The organism is Sphingomonas pollutisoli, from assembly GCF_029167165.1.
GTDB classification, from domain to species: domain Bacteria; phylum Pseudomonadota; class Alphaproteobacteria; order Sphingomonadales; family Sphingomonadaceae; genus Sphingomonas; species Sphingomonas pollutisoli.
Window position 1 is genome coordinate 289,632 of the sequence record NZ_JARFNJ010000004.1, and the last position, 17,245, is coordinate 306,876.

Genomic DNA, 17,245 nt, shown 5'->3' on the forward strand with positions numbered 1-17,245 from the left:
TCAAAGCGCTGCGATTGAGACACGCCCTTCGACAGGCTCAGGGCGAACGGGTTGAAACGCCCACGCTTTTCACCAAAGTCACCTGCGCGACATCAATCCCGCCGCCGCGAAAGCCGCCCTCGCAGTACATCAGATAATAGCGCCACAACCCGATGAAATCGCTGTCGAAACGCTCCGGCAGGCGGCCTTCTGAGACCACCCGGTCGAACGCCTCGCGCCAGCGTCGCAGCGTTTCGGCATAGTGCAACCCGAAGCCGCGCCGATCGGTCCAGGTCAGGCCATGCTCCGCCGCGATTGCGCGGAAGCGGCTTTCCGAGATCAGCATCCCGCCGGGGAACACGTAACGCTGGATGAAATCGACGTTGGCGGCATAGGACGGGAAGATCGCATCGTCGATCGCGATATATTGGAGCGCCGCCCGGCCACCCGGCTTGAGCGCGCGCGCGATCGCGGCGAGATAGTCCGGCCAATAAGCCTGCCCGACCGCCTCGACCATCTCGATGCTCGCGACGGCATCGTAGGTGCCGGAGACGTCACGATAATCGGTCAGCGACACCGATACGCCGGTCAGCGCGAGACGCTCGGCACGCGCCTCGACCGCGCGCTTCTGCTCGGCCGAGAGTGTGATGCCGTGGACACTGCGCCCGGCGCGTGCCGCCACTTCGATGAACGATCCCCAGCCGCAGCCGATTTCGAGGATCGTATCGCCCGGCGCGGTGGCGGTGCGATCGAGGATCGCGGCAAGTTTGGCGCGCTGCGCGTCCTCGAGACTCTGCGCCGTGGAGATCGGCTCGGCGAACAGCGCGCTCGAATAGCTCATCGTAGGATCGAGCCATAAGCTATAGAAATCGTTGCCGAGATCGTAGTGGAATTCGATGTTGCGGCGCGCGCCCCGCCGGCTGTTCGCGCGGAGCCGATGCCAGCCGCGCTGGAGCCGGCGCGTCATGCCCGACGCACGCCCGGCATTGCCGAGCGTCGCGCGGTTGAGCACGAACAGCTCGAACAGCGCGACCGGATCGGGGCTCGACCATTCGCCGAGCGACCATGCGACATACCAGCCCACCGAACCGCGCGTCGCCAGCCGGAGCAGCGCGCGCCAACTCGCCAGCGTGACCGACGCCGCCGGCCCTTCGGCACGCCCGCCGAGCCGCCGCACCCGCCCGTTCGGCAGAACCGTCTCGATCGAGCCGGCGGCCAGACCCGCATCTATCCGGTCGAGGAGCTTCTGGAACACACCCGCGAACAGCCCGAACACCGGATCGAGCGCGGAGGGCCGGCGCGAGGGGGTGGCGCCGTGCTGGCGCCCGGAAGCTGGCGCGATTGCGTTCATGGCGTCAGCCCATGCACCGAGGCCCCGCGCCGCCACAAGAGGTCATTTCGTCCGACGATAAGCCGCCAGCGCGCGCTCGCGGGCCTCTCGGTGGCCAATCCGCTTGGCCGGATAATCGCGGGGGCGGCAGCCAGCGGCTTCGGGGTCGTGGATCGCGGCATCGCCGACCCCGGCGAGTTCGGGCACCCACTCGCGGATATAGTCGCCCGCGTCGAACTTGGCCGATTGGGTGAGCGGCGCCATGATCCGCGGGAACATGTTCGAATCGATCCCGCTGCCTGCCGTCCACTGCCAATTGACCGAATTGTTGCCGTAATCGGCATCGACCAGACAGTCCCAGAACCAGCGTTCACCCGCGCGCCAGTCAATCAGCAGGTGCTTGATGAGGAACGAAGCGGTGATCATCCGCACGCGGTTATGCATCCACCCCGTCGTCCAGAGCTGGCGCATGCCAGCGTCGACGATTGGATAGCCGGTGCGGCCCTGCTGCCACGCGCGTAGATCGGCGTGCGCCGCGCGGTCGTCGCGCCACGGCATCGCATCGAACGCGGTACGGCCGTTCTTCACCGCATAATCGGGCCGTTGCAGGATGACGGTCTGCGCGTAATCCCGCCAGCCGATCTCGCTCAGGAAGATGGTCGCCTTCGTGCCGACGCCGTGCCACACCTGTGCGGGCGAGATCTCGCCGAAGTGCAGATGCGGCGACAACCGCGAACTGCCCTCGACCGAGGGCAGGTTGCGCGCCTCGGGATAGCCATCCGCCTCATCCCGGAAATCGGCGAGCCGCTCGTGCGCGCCGGCCTCCCCGGGGGTCCAGTCGGCTGCGAACGCCTTGGCCCAATCAGGCTTGGTCGGCAGCAGCGCCCAATCGGCGAGCGTTTCGCTCTTGGGCCAGTGCGCCGGCGCGGGGATCGCGCGCGGCGCCGGGTGGGGCGCGGGCGGCGGCATATGCTGCTGGAGCGCGCGCCAGAACGGCGTGTAGATCTTGTACGGCACGCCGCTGCCGGTGGTGATCGATCCCGGCGGGGCGAGGTAATTGCCGTCGTGGCAGATCAGATCGAGCCGCTCTGCGACCGCGCGCTCGGCCGCGCGCCACCAAGGTTCGTAATGGCGCAGGCAGTGGACTCGCGTCGCGCCGGTCTCCTCGGCGAGCGCGGCGAGCGTCGCGGCGCTACCACCGCGTCGCAGGATCAGCCGCGAACCCTTGGCGCGCAATGCTGTGTCAAGCGCGGCGAGGCTGTGATGTAACCACCAGCGCGAGGCGCCGCCCATCGCGAACTGCTGCGGCGTCTCGTCGTCGAGGATATAGATCGGGATCACCGCGCCATCGTGCGCGGCGGCGGCAAGTGCGGCTTGATCGGCGAGGCGCAGATCGCGCCGGAGCCACAGGAGTGTTGGGGATGTCATCGCAAGGCGTAACGCCGCAGCGCGCTTACGGCTTCGTCGCGGCTAGATATTTATCAAGAATCGCGAGCCGCTCGGCGATCGCAGGCCGGTACGAGATCGTCTTGGGAGCAAGCGCCAGCGCGCGTGCCCAATAGGGCCGCGCGGCGGCGAAGTCCCCGCTCTGGATCAGCGCGACACCGAGGAAGAACGGCGGTGCTGGATGGTTAGGGGCAAGCTGCATCGCGCGCGTGAACGCCAGCCGCGCCGCCGGCGACACCGCGCCGTCATGCTGGACATAGGCCATGCCGAGCCACGTCCACAAAGCGAAATTGTCGGGCGCATTCCCGACCCCGCCGCGCATGATCTGCACCGCCGCACGCGGGTTGCCCGCACGGGTGAGCCCGTCGGCCATCACCATATAGGCGGCCTCGCCAGTATAGCGGCCGAGCATATCGCCGCGCAGTTCAATCAAACCGGGATCAACCGGGATCGGCCGCGCGAACGGCTCGACCGGGTGACCGGGCAGCCCCGGCCTGCCCTGCACCGCATAGCCGGTCGCGCCGAGCATCAGCCCGGCGCCGACGAAGCTCCACAGCGGCCGCGCGAGGCCAAGCAGCCACAGCGCCGCTGCCACGGCCACACCGATCAGCCCGAGCGCGATCCACCCCATCACCGGCGGCGCCTCCGGAAGCACGCGCGCGCCAGCCACAGGCCGATCGCGATCAGCGCGAGCGGCGCGATCCAGAGCGGCGCGGTGAGCAGGCTGAACGGCGGATCATAGGTGACGTAATCGCCATAGCGCGCGACCAGCCAGTCACGGATCTGTGCGGGCTGTTCCCCCGCCTGGATGCGCTGGCGCACCAGCGCGCGCATGTCGCCCGCCATCTCGGCGTCGCTGTCGGCGATCGACTGGCCCTGGCAGACGAGGCAGCGCAACGTCACCATCAGCGCCTGCGCCTTCGCCTCCTGTGCCGGATCGGGCAATTGCGTGCTGGCGAGCGGCGCGGGCGGCAGAGTGCTGTCGGCGAAGGCGGGGGCCGCCGCGAGCAGCGACAGCGCGAGCGCGACCCGCCTCATCGTGCGGCCCGCAGCTTGGCGACGATGCCGGGCACTTCGTCGGCACGGATATCGCCGACGTGCTGGAGCAGGATCGTGCCGTCGCCGTCGATCAGGAAGCTCTCCGGCACGCCCGACGAGCCGAGCGAAAGTTGTACCGCGCTCGCCTTGTCGTCGCCGATCGCCGCATAGGGGTCGCCAGCGCGCGCGAGGAAGTCGCGCATCGCCTGCGGGGTATCGCGGATCGCGACGCCCTCGATCGTGACCCCCGCCGCCTTGAGCGCCATCAGTTGCGGCGCCTCGGCGACGCAGGGCACGCACCAGCTCGCGAAGATGTTAAGCAGCTTAGGCTTGCCGTCGTGGAACGCCGCGCTGGCGAGGCCGGGCTTGTCGGGCAGCAACGGCGGCGTCTCGAACGCCGGCAGCGGCTTGCCGACCAGCGCCGAATAGACCGTGCGGTCGGCCGGCCGGTACAGCGCGCTGGCGATGATCCCCAGCACCGCGACGAACGCGACCAGCGGCAGCCACAGTTTCAGGCCCTTCACGCCCAGGCCTCCGCTTCGACACGCCGCCGCGCGCGTCGTTCGCGCAGAAGCCGCCCGAACAGAGAGAGTGCGCCGCCCAGCGCGACCAGCGCGCCGCCGAGCCAGATCAGCGTCACGAACGGCTTCCACCACAAGCGCAACTGCACCCGGCCGGAGGGGTCAATCTGGCCGAGCACCGTGTACACCTGCCCGTCCCAGCGCGTCGCGATCGCCGATTCGCTCGTCACCGTCACCGGGTTGGTGAAGAAGCGCGATTGCGGGCGCAGCACGATCGCCGGCGCATCACCGCGCCGCGCCACCAGATGCGCCTCGAGCGCCGACCAGTTCGGGCCGATCACCGGCGAAATCCCCTTCAGCGTCACGGTGTACGGCCCGACTTGCAGCGGCTCGCCGACCCGCGCCGCGACCAATGTCTGCTTGGTGAACGCGCTCTCAGCGGCCATGCCGGCAAGGCTCACCGCGATGCCGAGATGCGCGACCACCATTCCCCAGGTGAACAGCGGCGTGCGCAGCAGATTGCGTCGCCACAGCGGCGCGACGCTCGCCACTGCCAGGCCGCCCGCGAGCGCCAGCCCGAGCAGTGGCAACAGCGAAACGCCACCGCCGAACACCAGCAGCGCGATCAGCCCGATCGCGAACGCCGCGCCCGGCACCGCCATTCGCGCCGCCAGCGCGCGCCAGCCATCGCGCCGCCATCGCAGCAGCGGCCCCGCCGCCATCACCACCACCAGCAGCAGCGCAACCGGCCCCGCCGCCTTGTCGAAGAACGGCGGACCGACCGACAATTGCACGCCGAACCCAGCCGCGACGATCGGGTAGAGCGTGCCGATCAGCACCACGCCGAGGATCACTGACAGCAGCAGATTGTTGGCGACCAAAGCGCCCTCGCGACTGACCGGATCGAAGGTATTGCCCGCGCGCACCGTGCCGACGCGGGTCGCGAACAGCGCCAGCGCGCCGCCGATGTACAGCACCAGCAGCGCGAGGATGAAGCTGCCCCGCGTCGGATCGACCGCGAAGGCATGAACGCTGGTGAGGATGCCCGAGCGCACCAGAAACGTGCCGATCATCGACATCGAGAAGGCGACCACCGCCAGCATCACCGTCCAGGCGCGGAGACCATCGCGCGTCGCCAGCACCGTCACCGAATGGAGCAACGCGGTCGCCGCCAGCCACGGCATCAGCGACGCGTTCTCGACCGGGTCCCAGAACCACCAGCCGCCCCAGCCGAGTTCGTAATAGGCCCAATAGCTGCCCGCGGTGATGCCGAGCGTCAGGAAGATCCATGCGCCGAGCACCCACGGCCGCATCGCGCGCGCGAACGCCGGCCCGACGTCGCGCGCCACCAGCGCGCCGACCGCGAACGAAAACGCCACCGATATGCCGACGTAGCCGATGTACAGCGTCGGCGGGTGGAAGGCCAAACCCGGATCTTGCAACAACGGGTTGAGGCCCTGCCCGTCCGCCGGTGCCGGATCGATCCGCGCGAACGGGTTCGAGGCGAACAGCAGGAACGCGTAGAAGCCAAGCGCGATCAGCGCCTGCGCGCCGAGCGTCGCGGTCAGCGTCGCGCGCGCAAGGCTGCGCTCGAAGATCGCGACCGCGCCGCCCGCCAGCCCGAGGATCGTCACCCACAGCAGCATTGAGCCTTCGTGGTTCCCCCACGCTCCGGCGAATTTATAGAGCCACGGCTTTTCGGAATGGCTGTTCTCGGCGACGAGCAGCACCGACATATCGCTGCGCAGGAACACCGCGATCAGCAGCGCCATCGCCAGCGCCGCGAGTGCGCCCTGCACGATCGCCACCGGTCGCACCGCGCCGATCAGCTCTGTGGTCAGCGCGCTGTCGTCATCCGGCGCGGCGAGCACACGCCGCACGCTGATGGCGGCGAGCGCGACCTGCATCGCCGCCAGCGCGGCGGCAAGCCACAGAGCGGCGAGGCCGGCTTCGGCGATCATGCGGCGCCTGCGGGGATGCCTCCCCTCCCTGGAAGGGAGGGGTCGGGGGTGGGTTGCTCGCAAGGGAACGTTGCGGCCGCCCCGGGCCGACCCACCCCCGGCCCCTCCCTTTCAGGGAGGGGAGTAAGAAGGGACACGCGAACGCTCATTCCCGCAATGTCTTCGTTTCGTGCATCTTGCCCGCAAGCTGCGGCGGCATGTACTTCTCGTCGTGCTTGGCGAGCAGGTTGGTCGCAGTAAAGCTGCCATCGGGGTTGAACGATCCCTCCGCCACCACGCCGGAGCGCTCACGGAACAGATCGGGCGCGATGCCGCGGAACGTGACGGGCACGCGCGCAACACCATCGCCGACGACGAAATGGATCGAGACGCCGTCGGCCTGGCGTTTGATCGAGCCGGCCTCGACCATGCCGCCGAGCCGAACCGCGCGCCCGAGCGGCAGGCCCTGGCGCTGGACGTCGCTCGGCGCGTAGAAGAACGACGCCTGATCCTTGAGCGCGGACAGCGCGAGCAGCGCCGCCGCCGCCACCGCCGCCAGCCCGAGGCCCGCGAGCATCATGCGTTGCTGCTTCGCCTTCACCGCCGTTCGCTGCCCCGCATCGCGAGATAGCTCCACGCCGCAAGCGCGGCCGCGCCGATGCCGGTGATCGCGTACGCGGCGATGACGAACGGCCAGGGGTTCACGCCGCAATCCTCATCGCGCCATCCGGCGCAGCCGCGCTTCGGCCTTGGTGATCGCGAGGATCGTGCGCATCCGCATCAGCACCACACTCGCGAAGAACAGCGAAAAGCCGCCGAGCGTGAACCACAGCGGCCACAACATGCTCGCGTCGATGCTCGAGCGGGTGAGGCCGATGCTCTCGCCCTGGTGGAGCGTGTTCCACCACACCACCGAATAGCGGATGATCGGCAGCAGCACCGATCCCGCCACCCCGTACAGCGCGGGAATGCGGCCGTCCCCGCCCCGATCGGCATCGGCGCGCAGCAACGCCATGAAGCCAAGATAGACGAACAGCAGCAGCAGCATCGAGGTCAGCCGCCCGTCCCACTCCCACCAGGTGCCCCAGGTCGGCCGCCCCCAGATCGACCCAGTGACGAGGCACAGCGCGGCGAACACCGCGCCGGGCAGCGCGAGCGCGCGCGCCGCGACCATCGCCAACGGATGGCGCCACACCAGATAGGCGAGCGAACACAGCGCGATGCTGCTCCAGCCGCCCATCCCCAGCCACGCGGCGGGCACGTGGATGTAGAGGATACGCACGGTCTCGCCTTGGAGATAATCCGCCGGTGTCCGCGTCAGCCCCGCCCAGGCGCCGATCGCGACCAGCACGACGCCCACCCAGAACAACGCCGGCGTCAGCGGCCGCGCCAGCTTGAGGAAGCGCGCAGGATTGGCAAGGGCATGAAGGGAAGCCACGATCTCCAGCGTCTAGGCAATTGCGCGAAGACACTCAACCAAACTCGTCGATGCGGTGAAGGCCGACGCACCCGGCCAAGCGCCTCACCTGAGCCTGAGCGAAGATCAGTCGGATTGCGATACCGCCATTTCGTGCCCGTCGGGATCGCGAAAGTGGAAGCGCCGTCCGTCCGGATAGGCGACGATCGGCAGCGTGATCGCGCCGCCCGCCGCCTCGACCGACGCAAATGCCGCATCCACATCGGCCACGTCGATCACCGGCAGCGCCGCCGCGGTCTTCTCCGCCGGATCGGCCTGAAGGCCGAGATCGGTGTCGCCGCTGGTGGTCGCGGCATAGCTTGGCCCGAAATCGGTGAAGACCCAGCCGAATGCCGACCCGTAAAACGCCTTCGCCCGCGCGGTGTCCGCGACCGGCAGTTCGACATAGTTGATTCGCGCCATCTCGCCCTCCATGTTCTTGTATTGTTCTATAGGCGGGCGTAGCATCGGGCAATGGCAAAGACTCGCCCAGCGCGCGGCGCGACCGTCAATCGTGAGAGCACGCGCTTCAACCTGCCCGAGCGCGAGGCCGATGGCGATTGGCTCGACGCGCGCGCGATCGTCGATGACGGCCCGGCGCCGCTTCGCACGACGGTCACGGTCGAGACGCCGCGCACGATCATCACGCGCAACAGCTCGCCCGACATCAGCTTCGACCGCTCGATCAATCCCTATCGCGGTTGCGAGCACGGCTGCATCTATTGCTTCGCACGGCCAACCCACGCCTATCTCGATCTGTCGCCGGGGCTCGATTTCGAAAGCCGGCTGTTCGCCAAGCCCGACGCGCCCGCGTTGCTGCGCGCCGAACTCGGCAAACGCGGCTATGTCGTCCAGCCGATCGCGTTCGGCACCAACACCGATCCGTATCAGCCGATCGAGGCCGAATGGCGCATCATGCGCGGCTGCCTCGAAGTGCTCGCCGAGACGGGCCACCCACTGTTCATCACCACCAAGTCCGACCGAATCCTGCGCGATCTCGATCTTATCGCGCCGATGGCGAAGCGCGGGCTGATCGCGGTGATGATTTCGGTCACCTCGCTCGACCGGCGCACCGCGATGACCGTCGAGCCGCGCGCGCCCACGCCCGAGCGGCGGCTGACGGCGGTGAAGGCGCTGAGCGAGGCGGGGGTGCCGACCTATGTCTCCGTGTCGCCGGTCATCCCGGCGATCACCGATCATGAGATCGAGCATCTCATCGCGCGCGCGGCGCAGGCAGGCGCGCGCAACGTCAATTTCATCCCGGTGCGCCTGCCGCACGAAGTCGCGCCGCTGTTCCGCGCCTGGCTCGACGAGCATTTCCCGGACCGCGCCGCCAAGGTGATGGCGACGATCCAGGCGCTGCGCGGGGGACGCGACAACGACCCCAATTTCGGCACGCGCATGCGCGGCCAAGGGCCGTGGGCGGACCTGCTTCGCACCCGCGTTCAGATCGCCTGCCGCAAACATGGGCTGACGCGCGAGAAACTGGTGCTGCGGACGGACCTGTTCCGGGCTCCGGCCGGGCCGCAGGGGGAGTTGTTCTAGCGGCGTCTCAATCCTCTCGGCTGTCGAACGCCATGCGGGAGCGCGTGATCTCGTCCATATTATCCATCACCCAAAGCCCGAGCGCCTTGACCGGCACACGCAGCGAATGACCGAGCGGGGTCAGTTCATAATCCACGCGCGGCGGGATCGTGGGGAAAACGGTGCGACGAACCAGCCCGTCGCGTTCGAGGCTGCGCAGCGTGTGTGTGAGCATCCGCTGCGAGATGCCGTCGATCAACCGCTTGAGTTCATTGAAACGACGCGGCCCGACGGAGAGCACCATCACCACCAGGATGCTCCATTTGTCGCCGATGCGGGCGAGTACCGGCGTGACGTTCTTGCAGCCGGCGTGGATGTCGGCCGGGTCAAGATCAGTCACATCCATGTGACCAGGTAACAAAATAGTGCCTCCTTGCGCGTCGCTTGCCTACGGTAACATATCCCGCCCCGGTTACGTTTCTATACCGGAGACCCTGCATAATGAAACTGCTTCAGATCGATTCGAGCATCACCGGCGAGAGCTCGGTGTCGCGACCGCTCACGGAAAAGGTCGTCGCGAAACTGGTCGCCGCCGATCCGGGCGCCGAGGTCATCAAACGCGATCTCGCCGCCGCGCCGTTGCCGCACCTCGATCTGGCATCGTTCCCGGGCGGCGAGGGCGACGCCTCCGCCGCCAGCGAAGCGATCCTCGCGGAATTCCTCGCCGCCGATGTCGTCGTGATCGGCGCGCCGATGTACAATTTCACGGTCCCGAGCCAGCTCAAGGCATGGATCGACCGCATCGTCATTCCCGGCCGTACCTTCCGTTATGGCCCCGAGGGCGTGACGGGGCTGGTCGCGGGCAAGCGCATCATCGTCGTGGTGTCGCGTGGCAACTTCTATGGGCCGGGCGCGCCGGCGGCCGCCTTCGAGCATCTCGAAACATTGCTGGGCGGCCTGTTCGGCTTTCTGGGCGCGACCACGGAGTTCGTCATCGCGGAAGGGGTGCGGGCCGGCCCGGATCATCTCACCGCCGCGCTCGACAGCGCGCACCAGGCGATCGACCGGCTCGCCGCCTGATCGTGGGCGCCGGCGGGTGGCGAACGTCACCTGCCGGCGCCATCCGCCAAACGCTACCCGACGAGCGCCAGCCGCGTCTCCGACGTCTTCAGCGCGACGCCGCTGATCCCCGGCAGTCCCTCGATCCGCGTCGCCAGTTCCTGATCGAGCAGGAAGTCACGCCCGAGCAGCAGCCGCGCGAAGCCGCCCTCGGGCATCGCCGCCTTCGCCCACACCTCACCGCGCGCGCCGCGATGGTCGGCGAGGACGCCGGCGAGCGTCTGCATCGCCGCCGGGGTCTCGACCGTGAGGTCGAGCATGAAGCGCGCGGCGGTCGCCAGCGAATCGAACCGCTGCAACCGTTTGACCGAGACGCGTGGCGTCTCCTCGCCGGGCCGCCGGTCGAGCTCCACCGTCAACAAACCGCACGCACCCTCGCGCGCGGCTTCCTCCAGATCGGCCGCGACGGCATCGTCGAAACAGGTCGCGATGAACTGCCCGGATGGATCGGAGAGCGTCGCCATCAGATAGCGCCGCCCGCGTGCCGAAGTACGCCAGCGCGCGTCCTCGACCAGCACCGCCATCATCGCGCCGGCGCGCGATTTGCCGTCGTCGGGGATGTCGAGTTCACCCAGCGTCGCATAGCTGCGCGCGCCGTGCATCCGCGCGAGATGGCCGTGGCGGTCGACCGGGTGCGCCGAGAAATAGAAGCCGAACGCCTCCTTCTCCGCCTCCATCCGCTCGGCGAGCGGCCAGTGCGCGTTGGGCAGGCGGATTGGCGGCTCGGCGGCATCGGCGCCGCCGAACAGCCCACCCTGCCCGCTCGCGCGCATCGATTGCACACGCGAAGCCGTCGCGAGGATCGTCTCGGCGGCGGCGTGGATGCCGGCGCGATTGGGGGTGAACGCATCGAACGCGCCCGCGCCAGCCAGCGTCTCCAACTGGCGCTTGTTGAGCAGGCGCGGATCGACGCGGTGCGCGAGATCGTCGAGCGTGGCGAACTTGCCATTGGCCTCGCGTTCGGCGACGAGCTTCTCCATCGCCGCCTCGCCGACGCTCTTGAGCGCGCCGAGCGCGTAGCGCACCGCCAGACCGTCTCCCGCGTCCTCGACCGAGAACTCGGCCTCGCTGCGGTTGATGTCGGGCGGCAGGATCGCGACGCCCAGCCGCCGCATATCGTCCACGAAGATGCTCAGCTTGTCGGTGAGCGCCATGTCGTAGCACATCGAGGCGGCGAAGAATTCGTGCGGATGATGCGCCTTGAGCCACGCCGTCTGATAGGCGAGCAACGCATAGGCCGCCGCGTGCGACTTGTTGAAGCCGTAGCCGGCGAACTTGTCGATCAAGTCGAACAGCTCGTTCGCCTTGGCGGCGGGGATCTGGTTGTGCTCGGCGCAGCCCTTCACGAAGATGGCGCGCTGCGCGTCCATCTCCGCCTTGATCTTCTTTCCCATCGCGCGGCGCAGCAGATCGGCGCCCCCCAGCGAATAGCCGGCGAGGATCTGCGTCGCTTGCATCACCTGTTCCTGATAGACGAAGATGCCGTAGGTCTCCGCCAGGATCGGTTCGAGCAGTGCGTGGGGGTATTCGATCGGCTCCTGCCCGTTCTTGCGGCGGCCGAAGCTCGGGATGTTGTCCATCGGCCCGGGCCGGTACAGCGAGACGAGCGCGATGATGTCGCCGAAGTTGGACGGCTTCACCGCCGCCAGCGTGCGCCGCATCCCCTCCGATTCGAGCTGGAACACGCCGACCGTGTCGCCCTTCTGGAGCAGTTTGTAGACGCCCTCGTCATCCCATTCGAGCGCCGACAGGTCGATCGAGACGCCGCGGTCGGCGAGCATCTGCACCGCCTTCTGCAACACCGAAAGCGTCTTGAGGCCGAGGAAGTCGAACTTCACGAGGCCGGCGCCCTCGACATATTTCATGTCGAACTGGGTGACCGGCATGTCCGAGCGCGGATCGCGGTAGAGTGGCACGAGTTCGGCGAGCGGTCGATCGCCGATCACCACGCCAGCGGCGTGGGTGGAGGAATGGCGGGGCAAGCCTTCCAGCTTCATCGCGAGATCGAGCAGATGCTTGACGCCCGCGTCGCCTTTATACTCCGCGGCGAGTTCGGAGACGCCGTTGAGCGCGCGGTCGAGCGTCCACGGGTCCGCGGGCAGGTTTGGCACCAGCTTGGCGAGCCGATCGACCTGGCCGTAGCTCATCTGGAGCACGCGGCCGGTGTCCTTGAGCACCGCGCGCGCCTTGAGCTTCCCGAAGGTGATGATCTGCGCGACCTGATCGCGGCCGTATTTCTCCTGCACGTAGCGGATCACCTCGCCACGCCGGGTTTCGCAGAAGTCGATGTCGAAGTCGGGCATCGACACGCGTTCCGGGTTGAGGAAGCGCTCGAACAGCAGCCCGAGCTTGATCGGATCGAGATCGGTGATGGTCAGCGCCCACGCCACCACCGAGCCCGCGCCCGATCCGCGCCCCGGCCCGACCGGAATGTCGTGATCCTTAGCCCATTTGATGAAGTCGCCGACGATCAGGAAATAGCCGGGGAAGCCCATCGAGATGATGACGTCGAGCTCGAACTCGAGCCGCTTCGCATAGGTGTCGCGCAGCGCCGGGTCGGTGATCTTCGCCTTGGCGAGCCGCGCCTTCAGCCCGGCGCGCGAGGTGACCCGCAGCGCCTCCGCCTCACCCTCGCGGTCGCCCGCGAGGCTCGGCAGGATCGGCTTGCGATAGGGGGCCGCCACCGCGCACCGCTGCGCGACGACGAGCGTGTTGGCGATCGCCTCGGGCAGATCGGCGAACAAGGTCCGCATCTCGTCCGCCGGCTTCATCCAGGCATCGGGCGAGCTGCGCGGGCGATCCTCGCTGGCGAGATACGACGAGCTGGCGATGCACAGCATCGCATCATGCGCCTCGACGAAATCGGCCTCGGCGAAACAGCAGGGATTGGTCGCGACCAGCGGCAGATTGCGGTCATAGGCAAGATCGACGAGCGGCGCTTCCGCCTTGCCCTCGATCGGATCGAGCCGCCGCGTCAGTTCGATATACAGCCGATCGGGGAACAGCGCCTGCAAGCGATCGGCATAGGCGAGCGCGCGCGCCGGCTGATCTTCGGCGAACAGTCGCGTGAGCCCCCCCTCGCGCCCGGCGGTGAGCGCGATCAGCCCGTCCGTATGCTTGGCCAGCGTTTGGAACGACACATGCGGCGCATGTTCGAGCGGCCGGTCCAGATGCGCCTGCGACACCAGTTCGCACAGGTTGCGATAGCCGGTCTCGTCCTGCGCGTAGAGCGCCAGCCAATCGAACACCGGCTCGACGCCATCGGGCATGTCGGGCCGGGCCAACCCGAGCATCGTGCCGATCACCGGCTGCACGCCGGCTTTCTTGGCCGCGTCGGAATAGGCCATCGCCGCATAGAGGCCATTGCGATCGGTCAGCGCGGCGGCGGGAAAGCCCAGTTCCTGCGCGCGCTTGGCGATCGCCTTGGGGTCGATCGCGCCGTCGAGCATGGTGAAACACGAGAAGATACGCAGCGGAACGAACGCGGAATGGGCCATCGCCCGTCTATGCGCGCCTCACGCGATTCGCGAAACCGTCATGTGGCGGATCGGGCGCATCTGCGGCCCCACGCGTCATGCCAGCGCACGCTGGCATCTCGTCGCGAAGCGCGGAACGTCCGCCAAGTGGGGCTCTGCCCAGATCGGGCGGGTCGCGAAAGCCGCGCGAGACCCCAGCGTGCGCTGGGGTGACGAACGTCCTTACAGCAGCCGCTCGATATCCGCCGCGATCGCCTCGGGCACCGTTCTCGGCCCGAAACGCGCGACCGCCTTGCCGCTGCGATCGACGAGGAACTTGGTGAAGTTCCACTTGATCGATTTGGTGCCGAGCAGCCCCGGCGCCGCCGCCTTCAGCGCGGTGAACAGCGGATCGGCGGCGGGACCGTTCACGTCGATCTTGGCGAAGACCGGGAAGGTCACGTCATAGGTCAGCGAGCAGAAGGTCGCGATTTCGGCGGCGTCGCCCGGCTCCTGCGCGCCGAACTGGTTGCAGGGGAACGCCAGCACCGTGAAGCCGCGCGCGGCGTAGCGCTGATAGAGTTCCTCCAGCCCCTCATATTGCGGGGTGAAGCCGCATTTCGAGGCGGTGTTCACGATCAACAGCACCTCGCCGGCATAGACCGACAGGTCAGCCCGCGCGCCGCTCGATGCCGTCACGACGAAATCGGTGATCGCGGTCATCTCGCATGCCTCGCCAGCAGATATTCCAGGTTCTGGCGCACGCCCGGCCATTCACGGTCGAGGATCGAATAGACCACCGAATCGCGCAGCCGCCCGTCCGCCATGATCTGATGCCCGCGCAGCACGCCGTCGCGTTTGGCGCCCAGCCGTTCGATCGCCGCCTGGCTGCGCTTGTTGAGCGTATCCGTGCGGATCTGCACGCATTGGCAGCCGAGCACATCGAAAGCATGGCCGAGCAGCAGCAACTTCGCCTCGGTGTTGACGCCGGTCCGCTGGACGGCGGTCGCGTAAAAGGTGCCGCCAATCTCGAGCCGCCGGTGCTTCTCGGCCACGCGCAAATAGCGCGTCGTGCCTACCACCCGGCCCCCGGCTAGCACCGCGAACGGGATCACCCGGCCATAATCCTGCTCGGCGAAGGTCTCGCCCATGAAGGCATCGACATTCTTGAGCTTGGCGACGCTCGCGTAGAACAGATCCCACAGCCCATCGGTGCGGGCGACCTCGACCAGCGCCGGGCCGTCATCACGGGTCAGCGGCCGCAGCGTGACGTGCTGGCCCTTGAGCGTCGGCACCGAGCGCCACAGGCTCATCCGAGCGTGCCTTCGTGAAGGCGCACCACGCGGTCCATCTTCTGCGCGAGCCGCTCGTTATGCGTCGCGACCAGCGCCGCCGAGCCTTCGCCGCGCACCAGCCGGAGGAATTCGGCCAGCACGACATCCGCCGTGGCTTCATCGAGATTGCCGGTCGGCTCGTCGGCGAGGACGAGCGCGGGCTGGTTCGCGAGCGCGCGCGCCACCGCGACGCGTTGCTGCTCGCCGCCCGACAATTGGCTGGGCCGGTGCGTCAAACGGTGGCCGAGCCCGAGCGCGGTGAGCAGCGCCTCGGCGCGCGCATCGGCGGCGGCGCGGTCGGCGCCGCGGATCATCTGCGGCAGCACGACATTCTCGGCGGCGCTGAAATCGGGCAGCAAGTGGTGGAACTGATAGACGAAACCGAGCGACTCGCGCCGGACGCGCGTGCGCCCGTCCGAATCGAGTTCGGCGGCTTCGGCGCCGGCGATGCGGATCGATCCTTCGAACCCGCCTTCGAGCAAGCCGACCGCCTGCAACAAGGTCGACTTGCCCGATCCCGATGGGCCGAGCAGCGCGACGATCTCGCCCTGCCCGACCGTCATGTCGACACCGCGCAGAACGTCGATCCGCACCCCGCCCTGTTCGAAGCTGCGCGCGAGGCCGCTGACGGCGAGAACCGGCTCACTCATAACGCAACACCTGCACGGGATCGGTACTCGCCGCCTTGAACGCGGGGTACAAGGTGGCGAGGAAGCTGAACACCAGCGCCATCACCGCGATGCCGGTGACCTCGACCGGATCGGTCTTGGAGGGCAATTCGGTCAGGAAGCGGATCGAGGGATCCCACAGGTTCTGCCCGGTCACCAACTGCACGAAATCGACGATCGACTGGCGGAAGAACAGGAACACGAACCCCAGCGCCAGACCGGCCACCACGCCGAGCGCACCGATCGTCGTGCCGACCACCATGAAGATCTTCATCAGCCCGAACCGCGACGCGCCCATCGTCCTCAGGATCGCGATGTCGCGCGTCTTGGCGCGCACGAGCATGATGAGCGAGGACAGGATGTTGAACACCGCGACGAGGATGATGATCGACAGCACCGTGAACATCGCCACCCGCTCGACCGCGAGCGCCTGAAAGAGCTGCGCGTTCATCTGCTGCCAGGTGGTGATGACGGCGCGGCCCGCGATCTGGGTCTCGACCGGCTCTAGGATCGCGTTGACGCGGTCGGGGTCGACCGTGTTGACCTCGATCATGCCCACCGAATCGCCCATCAGCAGCAAGGTCTGCGCGTCCTCGATCGGCATGACGATATATTTGATGTCGTAATCGTACACGCCGACCTCGAAGATCGCACCGACCGTGTAGCTGACCACGCGCGGCACCGTGCCGAACGGCGTCGATTGCCCGAGCGGGTTGAAGATCGAAATCTGGCTGCCGACCTGCGCGCCGAGCGCCTCCGCGAGCCGGCTGCCGATCGCGACGCGGCCGCTGCCGGCGGTGATGCTGTCGAGCGACCCCATCACCACCTTGCTGCCGATCGTCGCGTTCGAGCGGATGTCCTCGACCCGCATGCCGCGGACGAGGATGCCCTCGGAACGGCCCGAATAGGTCACGGCGAGCGGCTGCTCGATCAGCGGCACCGCACTGGTTACGCCCGGCGTCTTGATGGTAATCTTGGCGATATTGCGCCAGTCGGGCAGATCGTTGCCGATCCCCTGGATCACGGCATGGCCGTTGAGCCCGACGATCTTGTCGAACAGCTCGGCGCGGAAGCCGTTCATCACGCTCATCACGATGATGAGCGCGGCGACGCCGAGCATCACCGCGACCAGGCTGATGCCGGCGACGAGGAAGATGAACGCTTCGCCACGCCCCGGCAGCAAATAGCGCTTGGCGATCATGCGTTCGTAACGGGAAAGGATCATATGCGGTGTCTGCCCGGCCCCCGGGAGGTAAGTCATCGCCGCTCTAGGTCGCGCGTGCGCCGCTGGCAACCTGCATACCCTGTTGCGCATACGCCACAGCCCCGCCGCAATCGCCGCAACCGTGTCACAATGACGGTGACAAAAGGGGGTTGTCGCCCTAGCAACACAATCACTGAGACACAGGCAATGGCCGTGGTTCGGGGAGAGTTT

The 17,245-nt window shown here is 67.8% G+C and carries 17 protein-coding genes; 2 read left to right on the forward strand and 15 right to left on the reverse strand.

Annotation, left to right across the window (positions count from 1 at the left end; translation table 11 throughout):
• Positions 1–37: 37 nt before the first annotated feature.
• The 9 genes from PX554_RS10625 to PX554_RS10665 form a co-directional block, all read right to left on the reverse strand.
• A complete protein-coding gene (locus tag PX554_RS10625) occupies positions 38–1,330 on the reverse strand; it encodes an SAM-dependent methyltransferase (protein ID WP_093219669.1) in 1,293 nt (430 codons plus the stop codon).
• A 42-nt stretch (positions 1,331–1,372) separates the two neighbouring features.
• Positions 1,373–2,737: a cryptochrome/photolyase family protein gene (locus PX554_RS10630; RefSeq protein WP_275501476.1), complete on the reverse strand. Its 1,365-nt coding sequence runs from the start codon at positions 2,735–2,737 to the stop codon at positions 1,373–1,375.
• A 25-nt stretch (positions 2,738–2,762) separates the two neighbouring features.
• On the reverse strand, positions 2,763–3,386 hold the full coding sequence (locus tag PX554_RS10635) for a tetratricopeptide repeat protein (protein WP_093221659.1): 624 nt from the start codon (positions 3,384–3,386) through the stop codon (positions 2,763–2,765).
• Complete coding sequence (locus tag PX554_RS10640) at positions 3,386–3,793, reverse strand: cytochrome c-type biogenesis protein (RefSeq protein WP_275501478.1); 408 nt, start codon at positions 3,791–3,793, stop codon at positions 3,386–3,388. The genes PX554_RS10635 and PX554_RS10640 overlap by 1 nt, the downstream gene beginning before the upstream one ends.
• The gene (locus PX554_RS10645) at positions 3,790–4,317 is read right to left on the reverse strand and encodes a redoxin family protein (protein ID WP_275501479.1); all 528 of its coding nucleotides are present in this window, start codon (positions 4,315–4,317) and stop codon (positions 3,790–3,792) included. Before PX554_RS10645 ends, PX554_RS10640 begins: the two co-directional genes overlap by 4 nt.
• Positions 4,314–6,275, reverse strand: coding sequence for a heme lyase CcmF/NrfE family subunit (locus PX554_RS10650; protein WP_275501481.1), 1,962 nt, complete (start codon positions 6,273–6,275; stop codon positions 4,314–4,316). The genes PX554_RS10645 and PX554_RS10650 overlap by 4 nt, the downstream gene beginning before the upstream one ends.
• Before the next feature lie 145 nt (positions 6,276–6,420).
• Positions 6,421–6,855 (reverse strand): cytochrome c maturation protein CcmE, encoded by a 435-nt coding sequence (gene ccmE, locus PX554_RS10655; protein ID WP_275501482.1) that lies wholly within the window; start codon positions 6,853–6,855, stop codon positions 6,421–6,423.
• A gap of 114 nt (positions 6,856–6,969) precedes the next feature.
• The gene (gene ccmC / locus PX554_RS10660) at positions 6,970–7,692 is read right to left on the reverse strand and encodes a heme ABC transporter permease CcmC (RefSeq protein WP_275501483.1); all 723 of its coding nucleotides are present in this window, start codon (positions 7,690–7,692) and stop codon (positions 6,970–6,972) included.
• Between the two features lie 105 nt (positions 7,693–7,797).
• Positions 7,798–8,133: a VOC family protein gene (locus tag PX554_RS10665; RefSeq protein WP_093221661.1), complete on the reverse strand. Its 336-nt coding sequence runs from the start codon at positions 8,131–8,133 to the stop codon at positions 7,798–7,800.
• A gap of 51 nt (positions 8,134–8,184) precedes the next feature.
• Between PX554_RS10665 and PX554_RS10670 the strand changes: the two genes are divergently transcribed.
• Positions 8,185–9,255, forward strand: coding sequence for a PA0069 family radical SAM protein (locus PX554_RS10670; RefSeq protein ID WP_093219685.1), 1,071 nt, complete (start codon positions 8,185–8,187; stop codon positions 9,253–9,255).
• A gap of 7 nt (positions 9,256–9,262) precedes the next feature.
• Here the strand turns inward: PX554_RS10670 and PX554_RS10675 are convergent, their stop codons facing one another.
• Positions 9,263–9,640, reverse strand: a complete 378-nt coding sequence (locus PX554_RS10675; RefSeq protein WP_093219688.1) for a winged helix-turn-helix transcriptional regulator — start codon at positions 9,638–9,640, stop codon at positions 9,263–9,265.
• Positions 9,641–9,735: 95 nt separating this feature from the next.
• Here PX554_RS10675 and PX554_RS10680 point away from each other — a divergent pair, with 95 nt between their 5' ends.
• Complete coding sequence (locus PX554_RS10680; RefSeq protein ID WP_275501488.1) at positions 9,736–10,314, forward strand: FMN-dependent NADH-azoreductase; 579 nt, start codon at positions 9,736–9,738, stop codon at positions 10,312–10,314.
• Between the two features lie 53 nt (positions 10,315–10,367).
• Here the strand turns inward: PX554_RS10680 and dnaE are convergent, their stop codons facing one another.
• From dnaE to PX554_RS10705, 5 genes are all read right to left on the reverse strand, one after another.
• Positions 10,368–13,850 (reverse strand): DNA polymerase III subunit alpha, encoded by a 3,483-nt coding sequence (dnaE, locus tag PX554_RS10685; RefSeq protein ID WP_275501489.1) that lies wholly within the window; start codon positions 13,848–13,850, stop codon positions 10,368–10,370.
• A 201-nt stretch (positions 13,851–14,051) separates the two neighbouring features.
• A complete protein-coding gene (locus tag PX554_RS10690) occupies positions 14,052–14,531 on the reverse strand; it encodes a glutathione peroxidase (RefSeq protein WP_093219694.1) in 480 nt (159 codons plus the stop codon).
• On the reverse strand, positions 14,528–15,121 hold the full coding sequence (locus tag PX554_RS10695) for a GNAT family N-acetyltransferase (RefSeq protein ID WP_093219697.1): 594 nt from the start codon (positions 15,119–15,121) through the stop codon (positions 14,528–14,530). The genes PX554_RS10690 and PX554_RS10695 overlap by 4 nt, the downstream gene beginning before the upstream one ends.
• Positions 15,118–15,792, reverse strand: coding sequence for an ABC transporter ATP-binding protein (locus PX554_RS10700; RefSeq protein ID WP_275501495.1), 675 nt, complete (start codon positions 15,790–15,792; stop codon positions 15,118–15,120). The genes PX554_RS10695 and PX554_RS10700 overlap by 4 nt, the downstream gene beginning before the upstream one ends.
• Positions 15,785–17,035, reverse strand: coding sequence for a lipoprotein-releasing ABC transporter permease subunit (locus tag PX554_RS10705; RefSeq protein WP_275501497.1), 1,251 nt, complete (start codon positions 17,033–17,035; stop codon positions 15,785–15,787). Before PX554_RS10705 ends, PX554_RS10700 begins: the two co-directional genes overlap by 8 nt.
• Positions 17,036–17,245: the final 210 nt, after the last annotated feature.

Bases quoted from the DNA above. Each gene is read 5' to 3' on its own strand.
- PX554_RS10625 (WP_093219669.1), bottom strand. From the start codon at position 1,330: ATGAACGCAATCGCGCCAGCTTCCGGGCGCCAGCACGGCGCCACCCCC.
- PX554_RS10650 (WP_275501481.1), bottom strand. From the start codon at position 6,275: ATGATCGCCGAAGCCGGCCTCGCCGCTCTGTGGCTTGCCGCCGCGCTG.
- dnaE (WP_275501489.1), bottom strand. From the start codon at position 13,850: ATGGCCCATTCCGCGTTCGTTCCGCTGCGTATCTTCTCGTGTTTCACC.
- PX554_RS10630 (WP_275501476.1), bottom strand. From the start codon at position 2,737: ATGACATCCCCAACACTCCTGTGGCTCCGGCGCGATCTGCGCCTCGCC.
- PX554_RS10670 (WP_093219685.1), top strand. From the start codon at position 8,185: ATGGCAAAGACTCGCCCAGCGCGCGGCGCGACCGTCAATCGTGAGAGC.
- PX554_RS10665 (WP_093221661.1), bottom strand. From the start codon at position 8,133: ATGGCGCGAATCAACTATGTCGAACTGCCGGTCGCGGACACCGCGCGG.
- PX554_RS10695 (WP_093219697.1), bottom strand. From the start codon at position 15,121: ATGAGCCTGTGGCGCTCGGTGCCGACGCTCAAGGGCCAGCACGTCACG.
- PX554_RS10705 (WP_275501497.1), bottom strand. From the start codon at position 17,035: ATGATCCTTTCCCGTTACGAACGCATGATCGCCAAGCGCTATTTGCTG.
- PX554_RS10690 (WP_093219694.1), bottom strand. From the start codon at position 14,531: ATGACCGCGATCACCGATTTCGTCGTGACGGCATCGAGCGGCGCGCGG.
- PX554_RS10675 (WP_093219688.1), bottom strand. From the start codon at position 9,640: ATGGATGTGACTGATCTTGACCCGGCCGACATCCACGCCGGCTGCAAG.
- PX554_RS10700 (WP_275501495.1), bottom strand. From the start codon at position 15,792: ATGAGTGAGCCGGTTCTCGCCGTCAGCGGCCTCGCGCGCAGCTTCGAA.
- PX554_RS10640 (WP_275501478.1), bottom strand. From the start codon at position 3,793: ATGAGGCGGGTCGCGCTCGCGCTGTCGCTGCTCGCGGCGGCCCCCGCC.
- PX554_RS10680 (WP_275501488.1), top strand. From the start codon at position 9,736: ATGAAACTGCTTCAGATCGATTCGAGCATCACCGGCGAGAGCTCGGTG.
- PX554_RS10635 (WP_093221659.1), bottom strand. From the start codon at position 3,386: ATGGGGTGGATCGCGCTCGGGCTGATCGGTGTGGCCGTGGCAGCGGCG.